Consider the following 25,377-nt stretch of genomic DNA (forward strand, 5'->3'; position numbering starts at 1 on the left):
TTACGTATTTTAGTAAGCAGTGACACCTCCTTTTAAGCTGAATTTATGCGCCCCAATAGCTATGAATCTTTCAATCTATAACAGTTCCATTATGAACCATTGGCAGTGATGAAAAGGCAATGACATGATTTTTTACTCCATATAATTCAACATGTTAAGAAACTTTCCCTTTTTTCTAATCAACTTTTTTCACGGTTTTGCCGTCTTTCCATCCATTCGGTAAGCAAGAGGCGGCGGATGACGGCGATATTTTGAAAAAGACGCACTCCAAATGCAAATACGGCTGCTAAATACAAGTCTACACCAAGATGAACACCAAGGAAAGTTAAAGTTGTTGCTAAAATAATATTAAAAAAGAACCCTGTTATAAATACTATTTCGTCATATGTTTGCTGTAAATGGGCGCGAAGCCCACCAATTAATGTATCAAATGCAGCCAAAATTGCAATGGACAAATAATTGGAATATTCGTCGGGAACACGCAAATCCGCTAAAAATCCAACGGTGAAACCAACCAATAAGCCGATGAGCGGAAGCCACATGCTATTTCTCCTCCTTTTCGGCTTTTACCGTTTCCATATATTTCGCATTCCATTTTTCATCAGACGGCGGGATGACGACCGATGTCAATGGCTTCGAGATCGTAAGCTGCAAATTTTCCACAATAAAATCGTCGCGGATGGTCGATACGGTTAGACGGTTGTACAACATGTCGGCATCATCGGCGATCACCTTTACTTCAATGGGAAGCGAAGAAATTTTGCGGTCTCCGATTTGCGTCACGCCGTTGACATCGCGAACCGCCGTTGTGTTGGTAATCCGCTCGTCGGCAATGGCAATTTCTTTCGCACCGTACTTATTTAGTTCATTTATCAGCCGCTGTAACAGTTCGGGCGATACCATTTCCGTAATTGGGCCGACATAATGGTCGGGATAAAACGATTCAATCGTCAGCACGACGCCTGGCCCTTTCGCTTCCGTCAAACCGGCTTCCTGTTCCAATTCCCTTACCGTTTCATGCAAAACCGCTTCTCGATTTGAGCGTTGCTTTTGCTTATAGTCCCGTAATTTGTTCTCATAGTCTTCCAACTCAAGCAGAAGCTGCTGTTGCAGCTGTTGTTCTTTTTTTAAATCGGCGCGCAATTCCCAAATATCGCGCGTATCGCGAACTTTCGGATGCGATGTTGTCTGCAGCCCAGCAGCGAGCATCAAGCCAAAAATCGTCGTAATACAAGTGAAATAGATCGTTTTCTTGCGCTCCAATCACCTTCACCATTCTTTCTATACAGGCAATTTATGGACGATGAACCGGAAAAATAGGATCAAGTACAATTTCTTCTTTCCTATCAATCTTCACCGTGATGTTATCTTGCACAAGCTGGTCTGTTATTCCGCCGGCAATATTCAAAGCGGAAATAAGGACGTCTGGATTGCCGATCGCCGAAATAATAAAAGGCGCTGCATGCTGCGTACCGTCCACTTCAATGACAGGACCGTTGCAAACAATATACGAACGATGGGAAATCCGCTGCCCGTTAATGGCGATGGCTTCTGCCCCAGAAATAAGAAGCTCGTGAATCACTTTAAAAACATGCTGTTCATGAACGATGTAGTCAGTCGCACTTTGCTCCGAAGGGATATAGGATGCATCCGATAGCGTGACTTCAATTCCCTTTCCTTTTACTTTCGACTCTCCAACATACATGCGCAGCTTTTCCGCCTGTTTGGCCAAATTCGTATGCGCTTTTTGTTGATTGGCCAACGCATTTTCCATTTCGGTAACTTCGTTTTGTTTTTGCACTAACTCGTTTTTTAGTTTCCGGTTTTCCTTTTGAATTTGGATCAGCTGCTGACGATACTCATATTCTTTTTGCCATTGTCGGTCCGTGACGTTTCGCTTCGCCGCTTCCTTTTTTGTATACTGATACGAAAACGCGAGCATCATCCCAAATATAAAACAGATAAAAGAAAGGATGACACGATTATTTTTCGGTTTCTTCATTGTCATCCTCCTTTTTCGGCGGTTCATAAGGAGTAAAATAATTGCTTACTTCTAGATGGATAACCCCTTTTACGTTAGGATCCAATTGTTGCACGATAGCTGGGTATAACGACATTTTCTTGGCAAAATTGTGGATGCTCGCGCTCACTTCATAACCGTCGTTCATATAAACGGTAACATGATCACGATGATCGTCATTTGGCGTATAATGAATTTCCGAAATGGCGTTTAATACTGATGGGGAAAGTTGCGCCAATTGCCCTGTCATTTCTTGTATATCTTCTCCTTTTCTCCAGTTCACTAAAATTGGCGCATCACTTGGCGCAGTTTTCGATGTGTGTTTTTTTAAGATGTAACCATTTTCTAAAATAGGGAAAAATTTTTGCCTATCATAAATATAAGCGACTCTCCGTCGTTCGTTCACGCGAATGATGATGGTATTCGGAAAACGTTTTTCCAACGAGGCGTTCTTCACTTCCGGGTGCTTCTCAACGTTTTGTTTTATTTCGTCCTCTTTTACTTTCCAAAAGCTTGTCCGCTTCGTTATACCGCTTAAGGCAATGATTTGCTCCGCCGGGAGATGATCGTTTCCCTTTACTTCAATATGCCGGACATTGCTTAATGGCGACTGGAAATAAAGCACGCATAAGATGAAAAGAAAAAAGAAAGAGATATACATGATTAAACGGCGATTCGCTTTTTGCCGCCGCCGCTCTTTTAGCTTCGGTACCCGCTCCTCAAGAACAACCACTTTCCCTTTTTCCAAAATGATTCACCGCTTTCCGACATAAGCTTGAAAGCACGGTTGTTATAAAAACAAACGGCATACACGGATGCCGTTTTTGCACACAAAGGAAAAACTCGCTTTCATTATATCATAATATCTTAAAATAGAGAGCTAGATTTTTACAATTTTCGTCCAATAATCTCCACTTCTGTTTGCAAATGAATCCCATATCGTTCATAAACGACTGTTTTCACAAATTGAATTAAGTCGAGCACATCTTTTGCTGTTGCTGTCCCTGTATTGACAATAAAGTTGGCATGCTGCTCGGAAATTTTCGCTCCGCCGATTGCATATCCTTTTAAGCCGGCTTCCTCGATCAGTTTTCCAGCATACTGCGGCAGCGGGTTGCGGAAAATGCTGCCGGCACACGGCTTATCCCAAGGCTGTGTTTCTCGGCGGTAATCTTTATTTTTCCGCATTTTCTCCATAATTTCTTCGCGATTTCCAGATGTAAGCTGAAGCTCGGCAGCGAGACAAATCCCACGCCTTTTTGTCTGCAGCACAGAAGTGCGGTAGGCAAATTCCATTTCCTCCTTGGTTAGCCATTCAATTGTTCCATCCGAAAATAAAATGAGCGCTCTCTTTACAATCTGCGACATATCCGAACCGTGCGCCCCCGCGTTCATATAAACAGCCCCTCCGACGGAACCGGGAATGCCGCCGGCAAATTCCAAACCGGACAATCCTTGTTTACTCATGAGCGTAGCGAGGCGCACTAATGAATATCCTCCGCCGACCGTCACCGTTTCCCCATCGACATGCAATTCATCGAACCCTTCGCCTATTTTAATGACTGCCCCTTCGACTCCTGCATCGGAAACGAGCAAATTCGAACCGCGGCCGATCGCGCGCCACGGCACTTCATGCTGTTGAATAATCGCCATTGCTTTCTTGAGGCTTTCTACGCTGTCCGGCTCTATAAATACGTCGGCCGGGCCGCCGACTTTCATCGTCGTATGGTTCGCTAACGGTTCCATCTCCTTTACTTTTCCAATGTGCGCGCTTAACAGCTCTTTTACCATCGCCTTCATCACTGCCATCTCCTTTCCTAACCGCCTATGTATATACGTATGCGCGGCATATAACAGAAGCGCCCGTTTCTGCATATAAACAAAATGAGAGGGTGCCTCCCTGCATTAGAGAGATACCCTTTTTCCCTGTCAATACCTTGCGTGTTTGCTAATGTTTAATAACACGCCAATCGCCATTAGCATCAGCGTCAGAGATGAACCGCCGTAGCTTAAAAACGGCAGCGTAATCCCCGTTACTGGCATCAAGCCTGTAACGACGCCAATGTTAATCATTACTTGAATCGCCACCATGGAAATAATGCCGATCGCCAAAAAGCTTCCGTATAAATCCGGAGCTCCAAGCGCAATGCGGACTCCGCGCCAAAGCAACAGGCTAAACAGCAGTAATACAAGCGATCCGCCGATAAAGCCAAGCTCTTCCGCTAAAATCGCAAAAATAAAATCCGTTTGCGGCTCCGGCAAATAAAAAAACTTTTGCCGGCTTTGCCCTAATCCTAAACCGAATAAGCCGCCAGGACCGATCGCATAGAGCGATTGAATGATTTGGAACCCGCTGCCAAGCGGATCTTCCCACGGATTCAAAAACGACGTAATTCGCTTAATGCGGTATGGCGCTGACAAAATAAGCGCAGCAAAGCCTGCCAGTCCGAGCACCCCTAGCCCGATAAAATGGCTGATGCGCGCGCCGGCGACAAAAATCATCGCGATACACGTCCCGACCATGACAGTACCCGTTCCTAAATCCGGCTGAAGCATAATCATGCCAAACGCTGCAAATACCAATGCTAGCGCAGGCAGCAGCCCTCGTTTAAACGAAGTAATGTTTTTTTGATTTTCCGATAAATATTTCGCCAAAAAAGCAATCATGGCAAGCTTCGTAAATTCAGACGGCTGAATGGAAAACGCTCCGACGCCGATCCAGCTGCGCGACCCGTTGCGGACCATTCCAATTCCCGGAATTAAGACAAGAACGAGCAACACAAAACAGATAATCAGCAATGCTTTCGACCAATCGCGCCATGTCCAATAATCAATATTCATAATAAAGAACATCGCGATGACTCCCACGCCGGCAAACAAAAGCTGCCGCTTGGCAAAGAAAAAAGAGTCATGAAACTTATATTCCGCCCAAACGGCACTGGCGCTGTACACCATTATCAGTCCGATGGCTAATAAGAAAAACGTAAGGATAATTAATAAAAAATCAGGCGTAGACTTTTTCCGCGGCAATGCCCAACACCTCTGCTTTTTTAAACTAAGGGGAAAGGCTGTCCTTCCCCTTCTATTTCAACTTATGCACGGCGTTGATAAAAATGTCCCCTCTTTGTTCAAAAGTTTTATATTGATCCCAGCTTGCACACGCCGGCGATAGCAAAATGACATCGCCCGGTTTCGATAATTGGTAGGCAACCGGCACGGCTTTTTCCACATTATCGACATATTCAATCGTTTCTATTCCCGCTTGTTTGGCGATGCGGGCAATTTTTGGCGCCGTTTGCCCAAACAAGATGATCGCTTTGACATTACGCAAATAAGGAAGGAGGGCGTCAAACTCATTGCCGCGGTCTAGTCCCCCTGCTAACAAAATAACAGCATCATTTTCGAAAGCAGCCAGCGCCTTTTGTGTAGCCAAAATATTCGTTGCTTTCGAGTCATTGAAAAATCGTCTTCCATCCACCGTGGCCACATATTGCAGCCGGTGCTTCACTCCGGTAAACGTCGTCAACACTTGCCGAATCGCTTCGTTGTCTGCGCCTGCTAATTTAGCTGCGGAAACCGCCGCCAATATATTTTCCAAATTATGTTTCCCAGGGAGGACAATATCGGAAACAGCAATAACTTTTTCATCATTCCAATAAACCACATTGTCTTTTATATAAGCGCCTTGTCCTAGCACTTTTGTCGCGGAAAAAAGAACTTTTTGCGCCTGAATGTTTTCGGCAAGCCGCATTACCAGCTCGTCATCCGCGTTGACAACCGCATAATCTTCCTTTGTTTGGTTTTTGAAAATATTGGCTTTTGCCTGTGCATAAGCCTCTTTGGTACCGTGATAGTCTAAGTGGGCATCGAAAATGTTTAATAAGACGGAAATGCGCGGACGGAACTCACGAATTCCCGCGAGCTGAAACGAAGAAAGCTCTGTGACAAGCCATTGGTCCGCCCTTGCTTCCTTCGCGACTTCACAGGCGACCAGTCCGATATTGCCGGCGAGCAGCGGCTGTTTTCCCCCTGCCTGCAGCATTTCATAAATTAATGTCGTTGTCGTTGTTTTCCCATTGGAGCCGGTAATGCCAATGAAAGGTGCTTCAGAAATATGATAAGCCAACTCTACTTCGGTCACCACCGGCAATCCTTTTTCTATCGCCTTTTTTACCATCGGATTTGTATATGGAATCCCTGGATTTTTCACAACGAAATCAAACGGCTCATCCAACAGCTCAAGCGGATGGCCTCCACAAATAACCCGGATTCCCCATTGTTCCAGCTGCTGCGCTTCTTGATTTTCCTCAAACGGTTTTTGATCATTGACGGTGACCATGGCACCTAGCTCATGAAGGAGCTTTGCCGCTGCAAATCCACTTTTCGCTAAACCGATGACTAACACCCGACGTTGTTGAAAAAAAGTTGTCTGTCTCAATTAGATCCACACCTCGATATAAATTCCTAGCATTGCAAATAGTAAGCCGACTGCCCAGAAGGTGACGACGACGCGCCACTCTGACCAGCCAATGAGTTCATAATGATGATGCAACGGACTCATGCGGAATACGCGTTTTCCCGTTGTTTTAAAGGAAATTACTTGAATGATTACTGATAACGTTTCAATGACAAAAACGCCGCCAATAATGACGAGCAAAATTTCCAGCTTCGTTAAAATAGCGACAGCAGCGATGGCGCCGCCTAACGCAAGCGATCCCGTATCTCCCATGAACACTTTTGCCGGATGGGCGTTAAACACTAAAAAGCCTAGCACCGCTCCGACAACGGAAACACAAAAAATCGCAACATCGTACTGACCTTGGTTCCAGGCAAGAACGGCATAGGCGCCAAAAGCAATCGCCGCTGTACCGGCCAGCAATCCGTCCAGCCCATCTGTTAAATTAACAGCATTCGAGCCGCCGACAAGCATGAAAATAAGCAGCAGCACATATCCCCAGCCAAGGTTAATGGAGAGATCGGTTCCCGGAATATGCAAGGCGGTAGAAAAGCCGCTGCGCTCATATACAAAGAAAAAGACAAGAGCGATCACTAGCTGTCCGATTAACTTTTGTTTGCTTGTCAAACCAAGGTTTCGTTTCATCACTACTTTAATCATATCATCTAAAAAACCAAGCACTCCGTAACAGATGGTAACAAACAGGAGCAAATACGTTTCCACGGAAAGAGAGGCAAACTTTTTTGTCATCCATAGAGTGGTGACAATGATAGAAAGCAAGATCATAATGCCTCCCATCGTTGGGGTGCCCGATTTTTTTTGATGCGATTTCGGCCCCTCTTCCCGGATGCTTTGCCCAAATTTTAACCGCCGTAAAAATGGAATGAAAATGGGCGATAATATCACTGTAATAATAAAGGAAAGCACAATCGCAAAAACAATGACTTGCTCTAGCATGATTGGTCACACCCTTCTTTTCCTTGGGCATCCGTCCATTTCTGCTGCAGCTGTTTTAACGCATCAAGTACGGCTATATCATATGAATCGATTCGTCCATTATGCGCAGAAATCGTTAAGTGAAATGTCGTTTTTTCATCTGTATCGCTTTCCCACTGCCGATATGAATCTAGAAGTTTTTCTAACGCCTGAAGCGGCGAGGCAACAAAAAAGAGCGGAAACTGATTCGGAATGTAGCGCGGCAATTCTTCCTCCTCCCGCCAAAATGCCGCAATCGCACCATGCTCAATGGCAATGTTTAATGTTTCTGCCCCGCGCCCAAGCGGAACAAACAAGCCTTTTGGCGCGTGTTGGTAAGGGTCGACAAAAACATGGCGAAATGAAATCGTATCATCAACAATACCGCGGGCTTGTTTGCACAGCCGCTTTACCATCCCGTACGTTAACATGTTCCTCTTCTCTCCTTAATCGCTTTGCGGGCAACGGCACGGTCATCAAATTCCATGATGCGGTCGCCAATAATTTGATACGTTTCGTGCCCTTTGCCAGCGATTAAAATAATATCCCCTTCTTGCGCCTGTTCGATAGCATAGTGAATCGCTTCTTTGCGGTCGACAATCGTGACATAATGCCCTTGGGCAACTCCTGCTTCCATATCGCGCAAGATTTGTTCCGGCGGTTCGGAGCGCGGATTGTCGGAAGTAAAAATCGCTACATCCGCGTACTTGACCGCTGTTTGTGCCATCAGCGGCCGTTTCGTACGGTCGCGATCGCCACCGCAGCCGACAACGACATACACTTTTTTCTTGGCAAATTGCCGAATCGTTTGCAGGGCGTTTTTAAGGCTATCTGGAGTATGTGCGTAATCAACGATTACTATAAAGTTTTGCCCTTCATCAACCGTTTCAAACCGTCCTGCTACCCCCGTCATGTCAGCGATCGCCTCGACAATTGCCGGGAGAGAAAAGCCTGATACAAGGCAGGCAGCTACAGCGGCCAGCAAATTATATACATTAAACAAGCCGATTAACTTTGTCTGCACCCGCACCATACCATACGGCGTGACAAGGTCAAACGCCATCCCGTTTGGCGTCATCTCAATTTGTTTTGCCATAATATCGCTGTCTGTTTCCACGCCGTATGTAATGACGGTTGCCGCCGTCATATGCTTATAATATTGCGAAGCAGGGTCATCATTATTTAATACAGCAAACTTTGGCCGCTTATGGTCATAGCGGTTGCCAAGCTGAGCAAACAGCAATCCTTTTGCATTGCGATATTCTTCCATCGTTCCATGGTAGTCAAGATGGTCTTGCGTCAAATTCGTAAATACGGCCACATCATAATCGCAGCCGTGCACCCGCCCCATATGAAGAGCGTGGGAAGATACTTCCATAGCCGCTATCTCAACACCTTCATCGACCATTTGCTTAAATATACGTTGCAATAGTAGCGATTCTGGTGTTGTATTTTGCGTCGGATACGTATGGTCGCCAATTTTCACGTTTACCGTCCCGATTAATCCCGTTTTTTTCTTCGCTTTTCTGGCGATGTGCTCTATTATATGTGTCGTTGTCGTTTTTCCGTTTGTGCCCGTAACACCGATTAAATGCAGTTTATGGGTCGGCTGCCCGTAAAAAGCGTCGGCGAGCACCGCCATTGCCCGCCGGCTGTTCCGTACAACCACAACAGGCACATCGACGTCAAGCGGCCGTTCGGCAATGATCGCTGCCGCCCCATTTTCAACCGCCTGTCTGGCAAAGTCGTGGCCATCGACGGTAAATCCCTTGATGCAAATAAACAACGCACCTTTTTTTACTTGCCGTGAATCCATTTCAATCGAAGTAATGTCAGGATTCTCCCCGACATACGCTGTAAAGTCGTGCAAATATGAGAGCAATGTCTGCAACCTCACTATTGTTCATCCCTTTCGTTTCATGGTTCCTGGAGGAAAATAAACGAGCAGCGGAAAAAGGGGCGAGACAGAATCGATGGTGTTTTGCATCAGCCGCCCCTTTATATCGCATGCTTTATTGTGTTTTTTCTTCAGAAACTGGCGTCTTCTTCGCCAAATAAATGCGGATCGTTGCTCCTTCTTTTACTTTTGCTCCCGGTTCCGGAGCCTGTTCGACGACAACGTCGCCTTCTCCACTAACATCTAATTTTAAGTTAAAAAGCTGCTGTTGCAAGTCTTTTTTTGTTAAACCGATTAAATTCGGGACTTTAATCATTTTTGGATCATTCCATGCCCGTTCTTTTTCCATCTGCTCTTTCCGCGGTTTTACACCAAGCACGCGCAAGCTGTCTTCCATAATTTTTCCAACAATCGGAGCGGAAACAACGCCCCCAAACTGGACCGTTCCTTTCGGGTTGTCAACGGCAACATACACGACAAGCTGCGGGTCGTCTGCCGGTGCAAAGCCGATAAAGGAAACGATATGGTTGTCTTTTAAATAACGGCCACCTTTTGCTTTTTGCGCCGTTCCCGTTTTTCCGCCGACACGATATCCTTCGACATAGGCGCCTTTTCCTGTCCCTTGGGCGACCACGCTTTCTAAAGCATAGCGGACTTGCTTTGACGTTTCCTCGGAAATAACACGGCGCTTCGCCTTTGGTGTACGGCGGCTGATAACTTCTCCGGTTTCTGGATCGACCCATTGTTTAGCAATATACGGAGTATACAAAATTCCGCCATTGACGGCTGCGGAAACGGCCGCTACCTGCTGGATCGGCGTCACCGAGACCCCTTGGCCGAATGCCGTCGTCGCCAGTTCCACGGGGCCTACGCGTTTCAAATCAAACAAAATGCCAGTTCCTTCTCCTTGCAGGTCAATCCCTGTTTTTTCGCCAAATCCAAATTGTTTAATATAATAAAACAATTTTTCTTTTCCAAGCCGTTGTCCCAGTTCGACAAAACCTGGGTTGCACGAGTTTTGCACTACCTCCAAAAACGTTTCGCTGCCATGCCCGCCTTTTTTCCAGCAGCGCAACGTCGCACCCGCCACTTTGACATATCCAGGGTCATAAAAATGGTCTTTCAGCAAATTTACTTTTTTCTCTTCTAACGCAGCGGCAAGCGTAATAATTTTAAATGTCGAACCTGGTTCATATGTACTCCAGATCGGCAAGTTGCGGTTGTAAATTTCCGGCGGGACGTTTCGGTAGTTGGCCGGATCAAAGGTCGGCCGGCTCGCCATCGCCAAAATTTCCCCCGTGTTCGGATTCATGGCAATCGCAATAATGCCGTCTGGATTATACTTCGCTTCGGCAATATCGAGTTCCCGCTCCACAATCGTTTGGATGCGAGAATCAATCGTTAGCATTAAATTCAAACCATCCGTTGGCGGTGTATATTCGTCAGCTATATTTGGCATTCTATTTCCTTTCGCATCGGAATAAAATTGCACCGACCCGCGCTGGCCGCTCAGTTCTTTGTCATAATAAAGCTCCAGACCCATCAATCCTTGATTATCGATGCCGGTAAACCCTAATACATGGGATAAATAACTGCCAAATGGATAATATCGTTTCGTATCCTCGGCAATATATACCCCTTTCAAGCCGAGGGCGCGAATTTCCTTTGCTTTTTCGTTCGAGATTTTTCTCCCTTCCGGAATGCGTTCGATCGACGTTTTTTTCGTAATACGCTTATATATTTTTTCTACAGGCGCATTTAACACTTTCGCTAATTTTTCCGCCGTATCGGCCGGATTTTCAATCTGCCGCGGAATGACGTATACCGTCGGAGCGCTCATATTCGTGGCAAGCGGAACACCATTGCGGTCCAAAATTTCTCCGCGCTTCGGTTCGAACGGAATGTTTCGGCTCCATGAATCTTTCGCACGCTCGGTCAGCATATCTCCTAATACAAACTGCACATATCCAAGACGAATGTCGATAATGGCAAAAATGAGCACCCCAACGAGAAAAACGATCATCAGCCGTTTGCGGACAGTGACATGAGAAACGCGCATATAGCAGAACCTCCTTTATAATGGGCTCGTTCCACTATATGCTTGTACTCCCCATTATAGAACGTTCGAAAATCACTCCTGTGGACCGTCGCTTTTTTTCTCCGCTGCTTCTTTTTGCTTTTCTATTACCGCTTCATCCCATTCGCGCGGCTCTGCCAGTTCGACAATTAAGTAATCGCCTTTTTTAACAATTGCCCCCGGGCGAATACTTTGGCTCACCACATACCCGTTTCCTTTCGTGCTAGTGCGAAGCCCAAGAAGTTCCGCTGCCTTCATGACATCGCGCAGCGACCAGCCGCGGATATTCGGCATCACTGCCTCACCTTCCGTTTTTAACATCACCCGTTCCCCGGCAATGATACGTTCTCCCGCACGCGGTACATGCTTTTCAATTTGTTGTCCTTTTCCAATGACGACCGGGACAAGTCCTTTTTCTTTTAATTTCTGCACGGCCTCTTCGGTCGAAAAACCGGCATAGGAGCCAATTTCAATCCCTGTTGATGGCTTTTTCGCGGCCTTTCTTTCCGCCGAAGGCTGAATGTGCAAATATTGCAGACTGCTTTTCATCACGCTCGTAAAAATATGAGAAACCGGAGCAGCGCCTGTTTCCGTGTACGATAATTTCGGCTGCTGGACGGCCACATACATAAGGAGGCGAGGATTTTCTTTCGGAGCCATTCCTAAAAAAGAAAAAATATAATTTTCCCAGCCTGTTAAATAGCCCCCATTCAGTGATGGAATTTGCGCTGTTCCCGTTTTTCCGGCCACCCGGTAGCCTTCAATTTGATATGGACGTCCCGTTCCATGTTCGGAAGTAACGACCGTTTCCAATATATCCAAAACTTTATGCGCCGTATCTTCCGTAATCGGCTGACCGACGACTTCCGGTTCGTGTTTCATGATAACTTTTCCTGTATCTGGATCAACAACACGGTCGACCACATACGGCTTCATCATTTTTCCGCCGTTAGCAATCGCGGTAGCCGCCTGAATTTGCTGAATTGGCGTTACCGACGTCCCTTGTCCGAACCCGGTCGTAATCCGTTCGATCGGATAGCGATAATGAATTTGTCCTACCGCTTCGCCCGGAAGATCAATGCCGGTTTTTTGGTCAAAATGAAAACGATGTAAATATTGCAAAAAGCGGTCTTCTCCAAGCTTTTCTTTGACTAAAATCGAAAAAGCGACGTTGGAAGAGCGCTGGACGCCCTCGTTAAATGTAATCGTTCCCCAGCCTACTTTATTATGGTCGCGAATAATATTCGGTCCTACTTTATAGGATCCGGAGCGGTATCGCTCATTGCCGTTATACACTCCTTCATTAATCGCGGCAGCAAGTGTAAAAATTTTCATCGTCGATCCCGGCTCATACGGGTAGGAAATCGCATCATTAAAATAGTTAGTGATATTGCGTTTATTCGGGTCAAAGCTCGGTCTTGTCGCCATCGCCAAAATTTTCCCCGTTTTCGGATCGGCGACAATGGCAATGATTTTTTTCGGCTTATATTGTTTTTCGACCTCATTTATCGCATCTTCCAAAAACGTCTGAATTTTTCCGTCAATCGTTAAATATACATTGGCGCCGTTATCGGGCGGAACGATCTCTTCCTTTGTATTTGGCAGCCGGAATCCGTTTATATCTCCGGCAAAGGAAACGTAGCCATCTTTCTCATGCAAATACTTATCCAGCTTTTTCTCAAGCCCCATTTTTCCGACTGTTTCATTGTTCTCACTTTTTTGCGCATAGCCAATGACATACGAAGCGAAATTCCCGTTTGGATAAAATCGTTTCGTATCGCGAATAAATCCGATTCCCGGGAGATGGAGCGCCTCGATTTTTTGCTTTAGCTCATAACTAATATTTCGCCCGTGGGGGCCAAATTCCACTTGCTTTGCATCTTTCTTTAAAATCCGCTCCACTTCATCGACATCCATGTCTAACAACGGGGCCAGCTTTTTGGCGGTTTTGTGCGGATGAACAACATGTCTTGGATGGTCAGGATCGGTCGTCATCTTTGGATCCAGGACAGCAACAACAGTATACGACGGCACATCCTGAGCCAGCACTTCGCCGTTGCGGTCAAAAATGGTTCCACGTTTTGCTTCGATCTTCCGTTGCTGTCTGTATTTTTCTTCCGCCTTCACCGCCAGCACTTGGCCGTCGGCGACTCCCGTTACTTGCAGCTGAACAAAACGGGCAAATAACACAAAAAAGAGCAGACTGAATATGAAAAATAATATAGCTGCTCCTTTATGTGTATTTTTATGCTTTTTCATATCCATCGGCCATCATTCCTGTACGACTTTTACATTGTTTTCGTTTAACGAGAGGCCGAGCTCTTTCGCCTTTTGCAAAATGCGTTCATACGTGCTTAACTGTTGCACTTCCACATATAAATCATTGTTTTGTTTTTGCTGTTCTTGAATCGTCTCTTCTAGTTTTTGGATATCTTTGTTCATTTGATAAATTTTCACTTGATTGGACACTATATGTATGGCTGCATACATGACAAACACGCAGAACGAAACAAATAAAAGCTTTTCCCCTAATGTAAAGCGAATGCGCAGCTTTCGTTGCTTTCTTGTATGGGAGCGCGGCGACGGACGGTGCTGCTCGTGAACTTTTACTGCGGTATTGTTCATTTTCTTTCACCCTCCTATAACTGATACGGTTTTATCGAATCTTCCATTTCTTGATAGCGAATAGAATCGCTCTTATAGTTTCTCGGCAATGCGCAACTTTGCGGAACGCGCGCGATGGTTTTGTTCCACTTCTTCTTCAGAAGGAACGATCGGCTTTTTCGTAATGATTTTTAGTACGGGGCGGTGCTGATCGGGAATAAGCGGAAGTCCGGGAGGAAGCTGCGGACCTTGGCTTGCTTCTTTAAAAGCCGCTTTACAAATACGGTCTTCTAGCGAGTGAAACGTAATCACACTAATTCTTCCACCGCATTTTAATAAATCAATTGCCTGTGTAATCGCATCTTTAAATGCTTGCAGCTCATCGTTGACGGCAATGCGGATTGCCTGAAAAATTCGTTTCGCAGGATGCCCCCCGCTCCGTCTCGCTGGCGCCGGAATCGCCGCTTTAATGATGTCGACTAGCTCCCCCGTCGTTTCAATTCGCTTTTCTTTGCGCACTTCTTCAATTTTTCGCGCCACTTGTTTTGAAAACTTTTCCTCGCCGTAATGAAAAAAGATATGAACGAGCCTCTCATACGGCCATTGGTTAACGATGTCATACGCCGTTAACGATTGCTCGCGGTTCATCCGCATATCCAATGGCGCATCATAGTGATAGCTAAAGCCGCGTTCCGGCATATCGAGCTGCGGCGAGGACACTCCTAAATCAAATAAAATCCCGTCTACTTCTTCGACCCCGCGCGCCGCCAGTTCTTCTTGCAGAAAACGAAAGTTTCTATGAATAAACGTTACTTGTTTTTCGTAACGCGCTAATCGCTTCTTCGCATGCTCGATGGCCATATCATCTTGATCGAAAGCAAACAACCGGCCTTTTTCCGACAATTGCGAAAGCAAATACTCGCTATGTCCTCCGCCACCAAGCGTGCAGTCGACATAAGTTCCATCTGGTTTAATGCGAAGCCCATCTACTGCTTCTTTTAATAGTACGGTTGTATGTTGAAACACATGTTCACCACCTTTATCTCTTTGAAAAGAATTCGCACCATCGCAGTCTAGCTTGCTAAATTATTTTTAACAGGTCGATCGTTTATTTATTATACCGCAAAACACAACAAAATTTTAGCTTTTTTTGTAAAAACGCGTCTTCTTCTGTTTGTTTTTGTCGCATTTCAGCACTGCACTGAAGATTGCGAACAAATGTTTTTTATTTCCACTCTCTTTTTGTATTGTTTAACTATTCATTTTCATAAAAAAAAATCCTGCAGCAAACAGGATTTTTCTTTTCGACTTTTTCTTTGAAAAACAATTATATATATACAATTTTATGCATCCCATTCCAATGGCCGTTCAATTGTAAAAGTTTTTCTACAAAATCAAATCCGTATTTGTTAATGTAATAGAAAATATTCCAAATCCGCTCCTGTGGCGCTCCGTCCGGTCTTAATGACATTTCCACGCGCAAAAATTTTTGCAACTCCGCCTCATATTTACGTATTAACGCCTTCTGCAACGTTTGCTGAAGAAAATCGATTTGTGCCTGCACGAAGGCGGCATTTTTCGTCAGCACCCCCGCTAATCCGCGGTCAATTTCCATGCCGATTTCCCGAAGCGGACGGTGAATCTTTTCGATTTCCTCCTTCGCTTTGGCGAATAGGTCTTCGAGCGGATAGCGGGCCTTTTTAGCCAGCCATTGTTGTTTTACCGCTTCGATCCTCCCTTCAAGCACATCCATAATATCGATGCCAATGTCGGCTAAATCCGTTTGAATGGAGCGCTCGACAATCGTCATCTGGACGCGCGGAACGACTGGCGGCATTTGCAGGCCAAAGACGGAAAATGCTTCTTTGAGCTCGGCCCAATAAGCGATTTCCCCAGGACCGGCCACAAACGCCAGCGTCGGCAGCAAAAACTCTTGCATAAGCGGGCGGGTCACGACATTATTGCTTAAACAGGCGGGCTTTGTTTTGGCCAATTGCATTAACTCTTCTTTCGCCAACATTATGTTCCCTTTTTTGCTACGAAACATTTCTTTCTGCGGGTCATATTCGAGCAGCCAGCGCTCTCGTCCGTCGTAATAAAATAAATTCGCAGAATGCGCATGAATATCAAGCATCTGTTTATAGCCGAGCCGGCGAAGTTCTTCTTGCTTTTGCAATACCGCAGCCGTTATCTCGCGATGGCGCTCGACCAAAACCGTAAAAAAGCCGCTCTCTAGCGTACGCAGCCCAGCATCGGCCGCGTTCAGCACCACCAAGCCTTCTGAAGCGAACAGACGCAAAACAATCGAAGCGAAAAAGTCAACAAACGTTTTCGATTCCTCTAAACATCGGAATAGAAAATCGAGCAGCTTATTCGTCGTTTCTGTTTCGCCATACGTTTTGACGACACTAGTGACCCATTCATAACCAATTTGACGGTCCAGCGGCACGTCCGCTACCATGCGTTTTTCCTGTGGAGCATGGGGATAAACCATTTTTTTCATTTTTCCGTCTTCGACAACGTACACATGATTGACTTCGGCGATATCATGATCTTCGCCGGCAATCCAAAAAATCGGGACGACCGGCACGCCTAGCTGTCTCTCTTGTTCTTTCGCAAGCGTGATGATCGTAATAATCTTGTAAATAGTATAAAGCGGCCCGGTCAACAGTCCTGCTTGCTGCCCCCCGACAACTACTACGCTTTCTCGGTCAAGCAGCTTCTCGATATTCTCCATTGTTTTGGAGCTTGCCTGAAACCGTTTATGATAGGAGCGCAAATATTCAACGAGTTCGCGGCGTAAATAGGCTCTATCTTTTATATCAGAAAGCCGCCTCCAAAACACATCCTCGGCTTTGAGTGAATAAGAAAAACCTTTTTCTGTTGGGAAAACGCCGTTTATGTAATCGGTTGCCAACAATGTAGTAGCCCCCAAAGGAATCTCGCGAACCTCCATGTAAAAACTCCCTTTCTTATGGTCTTATGTATATATTCTTTCATGAGTATAGCACTTCTTTTTCGCAAATGAAAAAACAGTTGCTCATGATGGCCGCATGTTTTTTTATAAGTTGCCAGACACTCTTACGACCATTCCATAAACGAGAAGGCCGGCGTAAAGCGTGAAAAACAATAGGAAGCTGGCCCGCCAAAACAGGCGGAAAATCACGGCAAAATGAAAATCCTCCTTTTTCCGCCAATACCCGATCGCAATCAGCATATGTATCAGTAGCAAAAAAAGAACAATGTACCATAAATACGACTTCCCCGAAAGAATCATAAGCAAGAAGTGAACAGCGACAATAAAAAACAGCGTGGATACGTTTACTGCCGCATAAAACGATTTCCGTTTTCTCTTCCATAGCTTGCGCGCAAAGAAATAGACAAGAAAAAAGGCTAATAGCGGCATGGTGACAAACGTCGCGAGCAGCCATGCCAACAGCTCATCCATGTTTTTCTCCCCCTTCTTCCATCCCCTTGATCGCATAAAATAAAAATTGCGAGAGCGGCAACTCTATGCCAAGTTCGTCCCCTTTTTTTAACACATATCCTAAAATAGCATCTACTTCCGTTTTCCGATGTCGCGCAACGTCCATGTACATCGATGAATAGTTTTCTGCTGTTTTTTGACAAATGTCCACAATATGCTTCCATGCCGCCGCTCCATCTTTAATCGGCAATACTTGCTGCAATTCGGAAAACAATAGCTTCATCATTTCGTAATATGGCGCTACTTGCAGCAGCTTTCCGTTTGGAACGCGCAAAAGCGCTGTCAATGGATTAATGACGGCATTGACGATCAGTTTCTTTACTAGTACTTGCTCCCAGTCGTCGGCAATTTCAAACGGAAAATCAGAAATGCATCTTGCTGCTAGAGGCATGACGTCTTGCAATGTGCCATATAAGCTGGCTAGCACGATTTTGCCAATTCCGGTATGTTCTACCGTACGATCGTCCCGTTTTATCGCACCATGCTCCACTACACCGACAACAACATTTTTTTCGGCAAAAGCAGCTAACTTTTCCACATGTCCCATTCCATTTGGCAAAAAAACAATGGTTTGAACGTGGCGAAACCGTTCTGTGTTGTCAAGGACAGACGACATATCATATTGCTTCACCGTGATAAATACAATATCATCATCAATGGCTGCTTCAGCAAACGGCGCCGCCTGTATGGAAATGCACGTGGTTTCTCCTTTTTTTTCAAGCCGCAATCCCTCATTCTGTAATCGCTTTGCTTGCGGCGAGCGCCTTGTGTACACAGTGACTTTATGTTCTTTACCTAGATATGCGGCGACTAGCAAACCGATCGCTCCGCCGCCGACAATGCCAATTTTCACAACATCCCCCTGCCTTCCAACTAATTCATGTTAGTTAGTCCTATTTTAGCAAACAAGCGCTTCGTACGTTAAGAAAAAAAGCTGACGTTCTCGTCAGCTTTTATGGCTTCTCTGCGTTTTCCGGAACGAAGTTTTGTTCGTGGGCATCTTTTTCGTTTTGGCCCTGCTCTTCTTCCAGTGCGATCATTTTTCGCGCCCGCTCCATAATGGCAAGCAATGTTTTATACTCTGCTTGAATAGTTGATAGTTCTTTTTGCAACGCTTCTTTCTCCGCTTGTAATTTCGTGATCATTTGCTGCAATTGCTCCATATCTTTCTTTAAAGCCCGGTTTTCATCTGCTATTCGTTGCGAGTCGCGCGCTTTTTGCCCATATGTTTGCAAAAACGCGATTACATCAGACCATGTTAAGTTTTTCTCCAATCTTGCTTCCGCCCTCTTTTGCCCCCCTTCTTCATTCGATGCCGCTGTTTCTTTTTTGCGCTCCTTCCGCTGTCTCTTTGCCAGCTCAATTTCCTCTTTATACTGTTTTCGCACATAGGAATTCCAGCGAAAACCGCACGCAGCTGCCGTGCGCGACAAACGCCGCCCTACTTCCTCAAAAGCTTGAAGCTGCGTGCCGCCTTCACGAATATAGCGCAAAACCACTTCCGCTAACAGCAAATCTTCCTCTTGCGTCCATGCATCCTGACGTACACTTGTCATCTCCTTCCCCCTCCCTAACAGCCACTTTTTTCACTATATGGTATGCGGCTAATAGAAAAGATAGAAGGAGAAAATTATGATTTCTGCAAAAAAGCCTGCACTGCTTTGGCATGTTCTTCCGAGCCCCATAATTCGGCGCACCGGCTAATTTCGGCAAAAAACCTCATGCGGAATTCATCACTTTTCCATTTTTCTACCGCCGCCAGCTTATAGGCGCGCAAGACAGCAACTGATTGCGATACGTACGGGGCGAGCAGTTGTCGACATTCTTCACGTAGATCATTGCCGGGCAGCACCGCATCGATCCATCCATATGCTTGCATTGTCTCCGCCTGAATTCTTTCGGCGCGCAGCAGTATATTCAGCGCTTGCGCGTAAGGGAGCTTTTCAAAAAGCATCGTTGCTCCGCCCCACCCGGTTGTTATTCCTAGCTTTCCTTGAATAAAGCCGATTTTGCTTCCCGATTTCGCGTAGCGAAAGTCGCAGGCCGACGCCAACTCACAGCCGCCGCCCATCGCAGCGCCATTGATCAAGGCAACCGTTGGTTTAGACAGCGTAAGCAACGAATATAAAAGTTCGCCCATCCTTTTTAACATTTGTTTCGCGCCTTCAGCTTGTAAATGTTGAAATTGGCTTAAATCGCCGCCAGAACAAAACGCTTCCTCGCCCGTCCCGGTGATGACAAGCATTTTTGCCTGCCTATCATTTTCCACCAGCTTTATCGTTTCTTTTAATTTGTCCATTACTTCGAAGTTAATAGCATTGCGTTTTTCCGGACGGCAAATCGTAAACCAAACAACCCCATCTCGGTCATGTTCTATGTTCGCTACTGTCATATTCTTTTTCCCCCTTTTAAAAAACAATTGGGCGTTAAGGACGCATTTTCCTGCATTGTCTGTATAAAAAAACAACAAGCACAAGTTTTTGCTTTCTTGTGCTTGTTGCTAATGAAAGATTATTTGTTGACAACTTCTCTTCCTTTGTAAGTTCCGCAAGATTTGCAGACGCGGTGAGCCAATTTCATTTCACCGCAATTTGGGCATTCTACCATGCCTGGCACTTGCAATTTAAAGTGAGTGCGGCGCAGTCTTTTTCTTGTTTTTGATGTTCTTCTAAAAGGTACTGCCATGCTTCCCACCTCCTTATCAGCATGTCGAAGTATCAGCAAAAATCCGGATTCAACCCGGGTGCTTTGCTTATTCCTTATTGTCCTTATCAAAAAACTTCGCTAGGCCGGCCAGACGAGGGTCGATTTTCTGTTTTGCCTGTTCTGCTGCCATCTCTTCCCAGCGATCTTCCTGAATGACTTCCCATCCTTCTCCGGACTGAGGAGCCCCGCCTTGTGCCGTTCCTTCTTCCGCAAACACTTGCAGCGGAATTTCCAAAAGAATAAGTTCTTTAATAATCGGCATCAAATCTACTGTTTCATTTTTTACTAAATGTGTATCTTCATCTGTCGATACGATATCATAATCATTTGTAAAAAACGTTTCCGTTGTTTCAATGGAAAATGGGTACGAAACGTCGACCAACGTCCGCGAACAAGGTAGCACCATCGTCCCCGACACGGACAGATGAAAAGTGAATTTAGTCGAGCCAATATCCGCCTTTCCTTGTACATGCACGGGTGAAATATCGCGGATCAATGTATCGATTTGCTTTAAATCGGAAACATCGACATATTCGTCAATCGGCATTTCCCTATGTTGAAACTGCTGCAGTTGATGAACAGTCCATTTCATAAAAAATCACCTCAAGACAACAAAGAAAATTATACGTTTCGTTTCTTTATTTGTCAATATTTTTTCTTTACAGTATAATTGTTGTCAGTTTCCGTACAATTTATCACCTTGCTCGATAAAATAATGATTAGGGAGAAGGCAAATGAAAGCGGTTGGAATTATTGTCGAGTATAATCCGTTCCATAACGGACATTGGTACCACCTGCAAGAAACAAAAAAACAAACTGGGGCCGATTGCGTCATTGCCGTGATGAGCGGAAATTTTCTGCAGCGTGGGGAGCCGGCACTCGTATCGAAATGGGCGCGTACGAAAATGGCGCTCGCAGCTGGTGTCGATATCGTGATTGAACTGCCATATGCGTTTGCCGTGCAAGCGGCGGAGCGGTTCGCTAACGGCGCGGTGATGCTCCTTTATGCGTTACATTGCGCGGAAATTTGTTTTGGAAGCGAAAATGGAGATATAACGGCATTTCTTGACGCAGCCAAAACATTTTTGAAGCAAAAAGAGGAACATGACCGTTATGTACAGGAAGCGCTGCAAAAAGGACTCAGTTACCCACAGGCCAACGCGGAAGCCTGGAAACGATTCGGCCTTGCTTCGCTTGACTTAGCAAAACCAAACAATATGCTCGGCTTCGCTTATGTGAAATCGATTTTACAAAACCAACTTCCAATCGTACCGCGTACGATTCGCCGCATCGCTTCCAACTACCATGATGAAACCTTTTCGCATCCATCCATCGCCAGCGCAACCAGCCTGCGGAAGACGCTGCAAGGATCGGCTGGCAGGCTGGAAATGATCGCTCCGTATATACCGGCTGCGACGAAACAAGTATTAAGGCAATATACGGAAACATACGGCACCCTGCATGAATGGGAAGTCTATTTCCCGTTTTTAAAATACCGCATCATGACGGCAGAAGAAGCAGAACTTCGCGAAATCGCCGGCGTCGAAGAAGGAATTGAATACCGCCTGAAGCAAGCAATCGCCACCGCTTCAACGTTTTCTGCGTTGATCGATAAGGTGAAAACAAAGAGATATACATGGACGCGGTTGCAGCGAACATGCACCCATATTTTGACGAATTTTACAAAAGAACAACAAAACCAAGCGGAAGCGCCGACATACATTCGTTTGCTTGGCATGACGGAAAACGGGCGCCGCTACTTGCAGCATGTGAAAAAACATTTATTATTGCCGCTCGTCACGAAAGTGGCAAAATTAAAGAATGACCCGATTTACCGGCAGGAAAAAAAAGCGGCTTCTGCTTATGCCGCTATATTCTCCGAACCGCTTCGCACACAGGTGCTGAAGGAAGAATACGCAACCGCTCCGATTCAACTGTAGCAACCGCCGACAAACCGCGAAACTATTGCATCTGTTTTAAATAGCGGATGGCATCATCAAACGTATCGACCGGGACAATTTTCATCTTTGTCCCAATTTTTTTCGCTGTTTTCACTGCTTCGCGATAGTTTGAATCAGCCGCGCCATGCTCATTAGGAGCAAAGAAAATTTCCGCTCCTTCGCGGTCGGCGGCGACAATTTTTTGTGAGATGCCGCCAATTGGACCAACTTCTCCTTCCATATTAATCGTGCCAGTGCCGGCAATTTTATGTCCTTTCGTAATATCTTCCTTCACTAATTGGTTATAAATTTCCAGAGAAAACATTAACCCGGCCGATGGTCCGCCAATTTGTTCAGAGTCAACGCGGACAGGCGGATTTGTAACGATGTCATAATCAGTTGCGAGCGAAATCCCGATGCCGATTTGTTTCGGCTCATGCGGGAATGGCATTAACGCCAGCGTCGCTTCTCTTTGTTTTTTGCCGCGAACAAATGTAACATGAATTTTATCGCCTTTTTTCTTTGCGCGGATATATTTTACCATCTGGTCCGATGTAGTCATCTTTTTTCCGTTGATTGCCACAATGCGGTCGCCGACTTTTAACTGTCCTTCCGCCGGCATATGCGGCAACACGCTCATCACATATACCCCTTTTGTTTTATAGGAAACAGGCTTGCCGGCTTTTTTATAGGCAACAGCAATCGCCGCTTCCTTTGACTGCTCCATCAGCTGAAGCTGGCGCATCGTGTATTCTTCATCTGTTTCCCCTTCTTGTTTAATTTCCTCAAGCGGATAAAGTTCATAAAACGGACGAGCATGGGCAAGAAGATAGGAGATGGCATTCGCTCTTCCCATTCTCACGGTCGTTAACATAAACGTCCCCGCATCATCATCGCCGTGCTCCACATGAACGAGCGGTTTTAAATCTTGTGCGCTTCCGGGCATCGTCACATAGTAGGGAAGCTTAATAAAAATAGCTAGTAATGCTATGATGACGCCAAAGAAAAACGCCATCGCATATGTTCGTTTCTTCATCAGCGCAAATGCTCCTTCCACTTTTCAATTGCTTGGCGAATTTTTGCTAGATCTTTTTTTGCCTCCTGTTCTCCGGCCGCGATAATCTCTTCGACATGAGTGAATGCGCGGGAACTATAGTGCTCCAAACGCGGACGAATCATCACATCCGAGGAAAGCCGCCGATGAGAGACGATTTCGTCCTGCAAAATATCAAGGCTTTGTAAAATAACATCAAATATGGAAGTAATTTCTCCGTTTACATTCAGTGGTGACACATCAACAGCAATGACCATATCCGCGCCCATTTCACGGACAACGGAAACGGGGACACGGTCGACTACCCCTCCATCTACAAGCAGCCGCCCATCGATCTCTGCAGGAACAAAAATACCGGGAATGGAAATGCTGGCCCGTACCGCGCGGGCTACCTCACCTTGACGAAACACCACCTTTTTTCCTGTCTTCAAGTCGGTAGCGACAATTGCTACCGGAATCGCTAGTTCCTCTATTTGTTTTCCTTTAGTGAGAAGCCGGATAAACTCGGTAATTCGTTTTCCAGAAATTAATCCCATTTTCGGGATCGTCAAGTCGATAAAATCATTGCGGCGAAACGATTTTGCGAGCTTATATAAACGATCAAGGCCGAGGCCGCTCGCATACAAGGCAGCGACAAGCGCTCCGATGCTGCTTCCTGCTATATAAGAAATTGGAATGCCCTCCTCTTCCAATACCTTCAGCACACCAAGATGGGCAAATCCTCTTGCTCCTCCTGAACCTAACGCCAATCCAATTTTCGGAAACACTCTGCCTCCCCCTTCCGTATGGCGTTCATGGTCCTATCTTATGGTCTAAAACTTCCCCCTATACTCGTATATTAGATTATATGAGGTTGTACATCGCAATAAAACGTTCAAAGGGGGGAGAGAAATTGTCTTCGGCCGGAGGCAGAACAAATATGAAGCAAAAAACAAAAACCTTCTTTCTCGCTTCAGCTGTCACTTTATTCGCCTTTTCCTTAATTTGTTATCCACAGCAATCATTAGAAGCGTCGATTCGCGGTTTAAATATGTGGTGGGAAGTGGTATTTCCATCACTATTACCCTTTTTTATTGTTTCCGAATTATTAATCAGCTTTGGCGTGGTGAATTTGCTTGGCGTTTTACTAGAGCCGCTCATGCGCCCTCTTTTTCGCGTTCCCGGCGTCGGTGGCTTCGCCTGGGCGATGGGAATGGCATCGGGATATCCATCAGGGGCAAAATTAACTGCTCGTCTCTATCAGGAAAAACAAATTTCTGCGATCGAAGCAGAACGGCTCGCTTCATTCACCAATTCGTCCAACCCATTATTTATTTTCGGTGCGGTGTCGGTCGGATTTTTTCATAATCCGAATCTTGGTCTTATTTTAGCCGCTTCCCACTATATGGGAAACATCTGTGTAGGCATGATCATGAGGTTTCACGGCAAAGCAGAAGAAAAAGAAAGACCAAAACGGCCGCGTCGCGCGTTTTCCCTTCCTTACGCTTTCCGTGTTCTTCATGAAACGCGCCTAAAAAACGAACAGCCCCTTGGAAAATTGTTAGGAGACGCTGTACGATCCTCCGTCCAAACATTATTAATGATCGGCGGATTTATCATTCTTTTTTCTGTCGTTAATAAACTGCTTTACATGATGCATATTACAGAACATATCGCTCTTATTTTTCAGTATATCCTTCACTTGTTACAAATGCCCAAAGAACTTAGCATTCCAATGATTTCCGGCCTATTCGAAATTACGCTCGGCAGTCAAATGATCAGCCAAACCGATGAAGCCGAACTGCTGCAAAAAGCAATCGCAACAAGCTTTGTTCTTGCCTTTGGCGGATTTTCCGTACAGGCGCAAGTCGCAAGCATTCTCGCCGAAGCGAATATCCGCTTCAAACCGTTTTTTATTGCGCGGATGATGCACGGATGCTTTGCCGCTTGCTTTACATATATATTGTGGAAGCCTCTTTATTTGCAAACCGTTGGCAACAACACAGGGGCCATCCCAGCGTTTTTCGCGGTTCATTCCGCCAGCGGATGGAACAATTACTGGAAGCTGATGCAGCAGTTCGGACCGATTGTGACTATCTCCTTTTTATGCCTTTATATATGGCTTACTGCTGCGGCTATGCCCAAAAAAAAGCAATAGCACCAAATAAGACGAGGCTGACTT

At 45.6% G+C, this 25,377-nt stretch carries 25 protein-coding genes; 2 read left to right on the forward strand and 23 right to left on the reverse strand.

The features are described from left to right. Positions 1-179 precede the first annotated feature (179 nt). The 21 genes from GCA01S_RS03305 to GCA01S_RS03405 all read right to left on the reverse strand — a co-directional run bounded on the left by GCA01S_RS03305 (position 180) and on the right by GCA01S_RS03405 (position 20,814). Complete coding sequence (locus GCA01S_RS03305) at positions 180-542, reverse strand: small basic family protein (protein ID WP_017434707.1); 363 nt, start codon at positions 540-542, stop codon at positions 180-182. A 1-nt stretch (position 543) separates the two neighbouring features. Further along, a complete protein-coding gene (locus GCA01S_RS03310; protein WP_042407217.1) occupies positions 544-1,263 on the reverse strand; it encodes a DUF881 domain-containing protein in 720 nt (239 codons plus the stop codon). Positions 1,264-1,294: 31 nt separating this feature from the next. Next, positions 1,295-2,002 carry a DUF881 domain-containing protein gene (locus tag GCA01S_RS03315; protein ID WP_017434705.1) on the reverse strand — a complete coding sequence of 236 codons (708 nt, stop codon included), beginning with the start codon at positions 2,000-2,002 and terminating at the stop codon, positions 1,295-1,297. Further along, the gene (locus tag GCA01S_RS03320; RefSeq protein WP_017434704.1) at positions 1,983-2,768 is read right to left on the reverse strand and encodes a cell division protein FtsQ/DivIB; all 786 of its coding nucleotides are present in this window, start codon (positions 2,766-2,768) and stop codon (positions 1,983-1,985) included. The genes GCA01S_RS03315 and GCA01S_RS03320 overlap by 20 nt, the downstream gene beginning before the upstream one ends. A gap of 140 nt (positions 2,769-2,908) precedes the next feature. Then, positions 2,909-3,820: a UDP-N-acetylmuramate dehydrogenase gene (murB, locus tag GCA01S_RS03325; protein ID WP_017434703.1), complete on the reverse strand. Its 912-nt coding sequence runs from the start codon at positions 3,818-3,820 to the stop codon at positions 2,909-2,911. 129 nt (positions 3,821-3,949) lie between these two features. After that, positions 3,950-5,050 (reverse strand): stage V sporulation protein E, encoded by a 1,101-nt coding sequence (gene spoVE / locus GCA01S_RS03330; RefSeq protein WP_042407219.1) that lies wholly within the window; start codon positions 5,048-5,050, stop codon positions 3,950-3,952. A gap of 52 nt (positions 5,051-5,102) precedes the next feature. After that, complete coding sequence (gene murD / locus GCA01S_RS03335; RefSeq protein WP_042407221.1) at positions 5,103-6,458, reverse strand: UDP-N-acetylmuramoyl-L-alanine--D-glutamate ligase; 1,356 nt, start codon at positions 6,456-6,458, stop codon at positions 5,103-5,105. Then, a complete protein-coding gene (mraY, locus tag GCA01S_RS03340) occupies positions 6,459-7,433 on the reverse strand; it encodes a phospho-N-acetylmuramoyl-pentapeptide-transferase (RefSeq protein ID WP_042407224.1) in 975 nt (324 codons plus the stop codon). Beyond that, positions 7,427-7,882 (reverse strand): hypothetical protein, encoded by a 456-nt coding sequence (locus GCA01S_RS03345; RefSeq protein WP_042407226.1) that lies wholly within the window; start codon positions 7,880-7,882, stop codon positions 7,427-7,429. Before GCA01S_RS03345 ends, mraY begins: the two co-directional genes overlap by 7 nt. Next, entirely contained in the window at positions 7,876-9,348 is a 1,473-nt protein-coding gene (locus GCA01S_RS03350; RefSeq protein ID WP_042407229.1) for a UDP-N-acetylmuramoyl-L-alanyl-D-glutamate--2,6-diaminopimelate ligase, read from the reverse strand. The genes GCA01S_RS03345 and GCA01S_RS03350 overlap by 7 nt, the downstream gene beginning before the upstream one ends. A gap of 115 nt (positions 9,349-9,463) precedes the next feature. After that, positions 9,464-11,407, reverse strand: coding sequence for a stage V sporulation protein D (locus GCA01S_RS03355; protein WP_017434697.1), 1,944 nt, complete (start codon positions 11,405-11,407; stop codon positions 9,464-9,466). A 72-nt stretch (positions 11,408-11,479) separates the two neighbouring features. Continuing rightward, positions 11,480-13,690 (reverse strand): penicillin-binding protein, encoded by a 2,211-nt coding sequence (locus tag GCA01S_RS03360; protein WP_042407233.1) that lies wholly within the window; start codon positions 13,688-13,690, stop codon positions 11,480-11,482. Positions 13,691-13,696: 6 nt separating this feature from the next. After that, positions 13,697-14,050, reverse strand: coding sequence for a cell division protein FtsL (gene ftsL / locus GCA01S_RS03365; RefSeq protein WP_042407236.1), 354 nt, complete (start codon positions 14,048-14,050; stop codon positions 13,697-13,699). 72 nt (positions 14,051-14,122) lie between these two features. After that, positions 14,123-15,055, reverse strand: coding sequence for a 16S rRNA (cytosine(1402)-N(4))-methyltransferase RsmH (rsmH, locus tag GCA01S_RS03370; protein ID WP_017434694.1), 933 nt, complete (start codon positions 15,053-15,055; stop codon positions 14,123-14,125). Positions 15,056-15,356: 301 nt separating this feature from the next. Beyond that, positions 15,357-16,985 carry a bacillithiol biosynthesis cysteine-adding enzyme BshC gene (gene bshC, locus GCA01S_RS03375; protein ID WP_042407241.1) on the reverse strand — a complete coding sequence of 543 codons (1,629 nt, stop codon included), beginning with the start codon at positions 16,983-16,985 and terminating at the stop codon, positions 15,357-15,359. A gap of 105 nt (positions 16,986-17,090) precedes the next feature. Further along, on the reverse strand, positions 17,091-17,477 hold the full coding sequence (locus GCA01S_RS03380) for a DUF3397 domain-containing protein (RefSeq protein WP_042407243.1): 387 nt from the start codon (positions 17,475-17,477) through the stop codon (positions 17,091-17,093). Next, positions 17,470-18,369: a 2-dehydropantoate 2-reductase gene (locus GCA01S_RS03385; RefSeq protein ID WP_017434691.1), complete on the reverse strand. Its 900-nt coding sequence runs from the start codon at positions 18,367-18,369 to the stop codon at positions 17,470-17,472. The genes GCA01S_RS03380 and GCA01S_RS03385 overlap by 8 nt, the downstream gene beginning before the upstream one ends. A gap of 100 nt (positions 18,370-18,469) precedes the next feature. Then, positions 18,470-19,072, reverse strand: a complete 603-nt coding sequence (locus GCA01S_RS03390) for an RsfA family transcriptional regulator (RefSeq protein ID WP_042407248.1) — start codon at positions 19,070-19,072, stop codon at positions 18,470-18,472. Between the two features lie 74 nt (positions 19,073-19,146). Then, a complete protein-coding gene (locus tag GCA01S_RS03395; protein ID WP_017434689.1) occupies positions 19,147-19,908 on the reverse strand; it encodes an enoyl-CoA hydratase/isomerase family protein in 762 nt (253 codons plus the stop codon). A 119-nt stretch (positions 19,909-20,027) separates the two neighbouring features. Next, a complete protein-coding gene (rpmF, locus tag GCA01S_RS03400) occupies positions 20,028-20,201 on the reverse strand; it encodes a 50S ribosomal protein L32 (protein WP_003251950.1) in 174 nt (57 codons plus the stop codon). 67 nt (positions 20,202-20,268) lie between these two features. Beyond that, positions 20,269-20,814, reverse strand: coding sequence for a YceD family protein (locus GCA01S_RS03405; RefSeq protein WP_017434688.1), 546 nt, complete (start codon positions 20,812-20,814; stop codon positions 20,269-20,271). Positions 20,815-20,956: 142 nt separating this feature from the next. On the opposite strand from GCA01S_RS03405, the gene GCA01S_RS03410 reads away from it, so the two are divergent. Continuing rightward, positions 20,957-22,162, forward strand: a complete 1,206-nt coding sequence (locus GCA01S_RS03410; protein ID WP_042407254.1) for a nucleotidyltransferase — start codon at positions 20,957-20,959, stop codon at positions 22,160-22,162. Positions 22,163-22,184: 22 nt separating this feature from the next. Here GCA01S_RS03410 and GCA01S_RS03415 read toward each other — a convergent pair whose 3' ends face one another. Together GCA01S_RS03415 and GCA01S_RS03420 are read right to left on the reverse strand one after the other, a co-directional pair. Beyond that, positions 22,185-23,198, reverse strand: a complete 1,014-nt coding sequence (locus GCA01S_RS03415) for a SepM family pheromone-processing serine protease (protein WP_017434686.1) — start codon at positions 23,196-23,198, stop codon at positions 22,185-22,187. Then, complete coding sequence (locus GCA01S_RS03420; RefSeq protein WP_042407256.1) at positions 23,198-23,983, reverse strand: patatin-like phospholipase family protein; 786 nt, start codon at positions 23,981-23,983, stop codon at positions 23,198-23,200. The genes GCA01S_RS03415 and GCA01S_RS03420 overlap by 1 nt, the downstream gene beginning before the upstream one ends. Before the next feature lie 152 nt (positions 23,984-24,135). On the opposite strand from GCA01S_RS03420, the gene ylbJ reads away from it, so the two are divergent. Beyond that, positions 24,136-25,353 (forward strand): sporulation integral membrane protein YlbJ, encoded by a 1,218-nt coding sequence (ylbJ, locus tag GCA01S_RS03425; RefSeq protein WP_042407259.1) that lies wholly within the window; start codon positions 24,136-24,138, stop codon positions 25,351-25,353. Positions 25,354-25,377: the final 24 nt, after the last annotated feature.

Source organism: Parageobacillus caldoxylosilyticus NBRC 107762 (assembly GCF_000632715.1).
Lineage (GTDB): Bacteria > Bacillota > Bacilli > Bacillales > Anoxybacillaceae > Saccharococcus > Saccharococcus caldoxylosilyticus.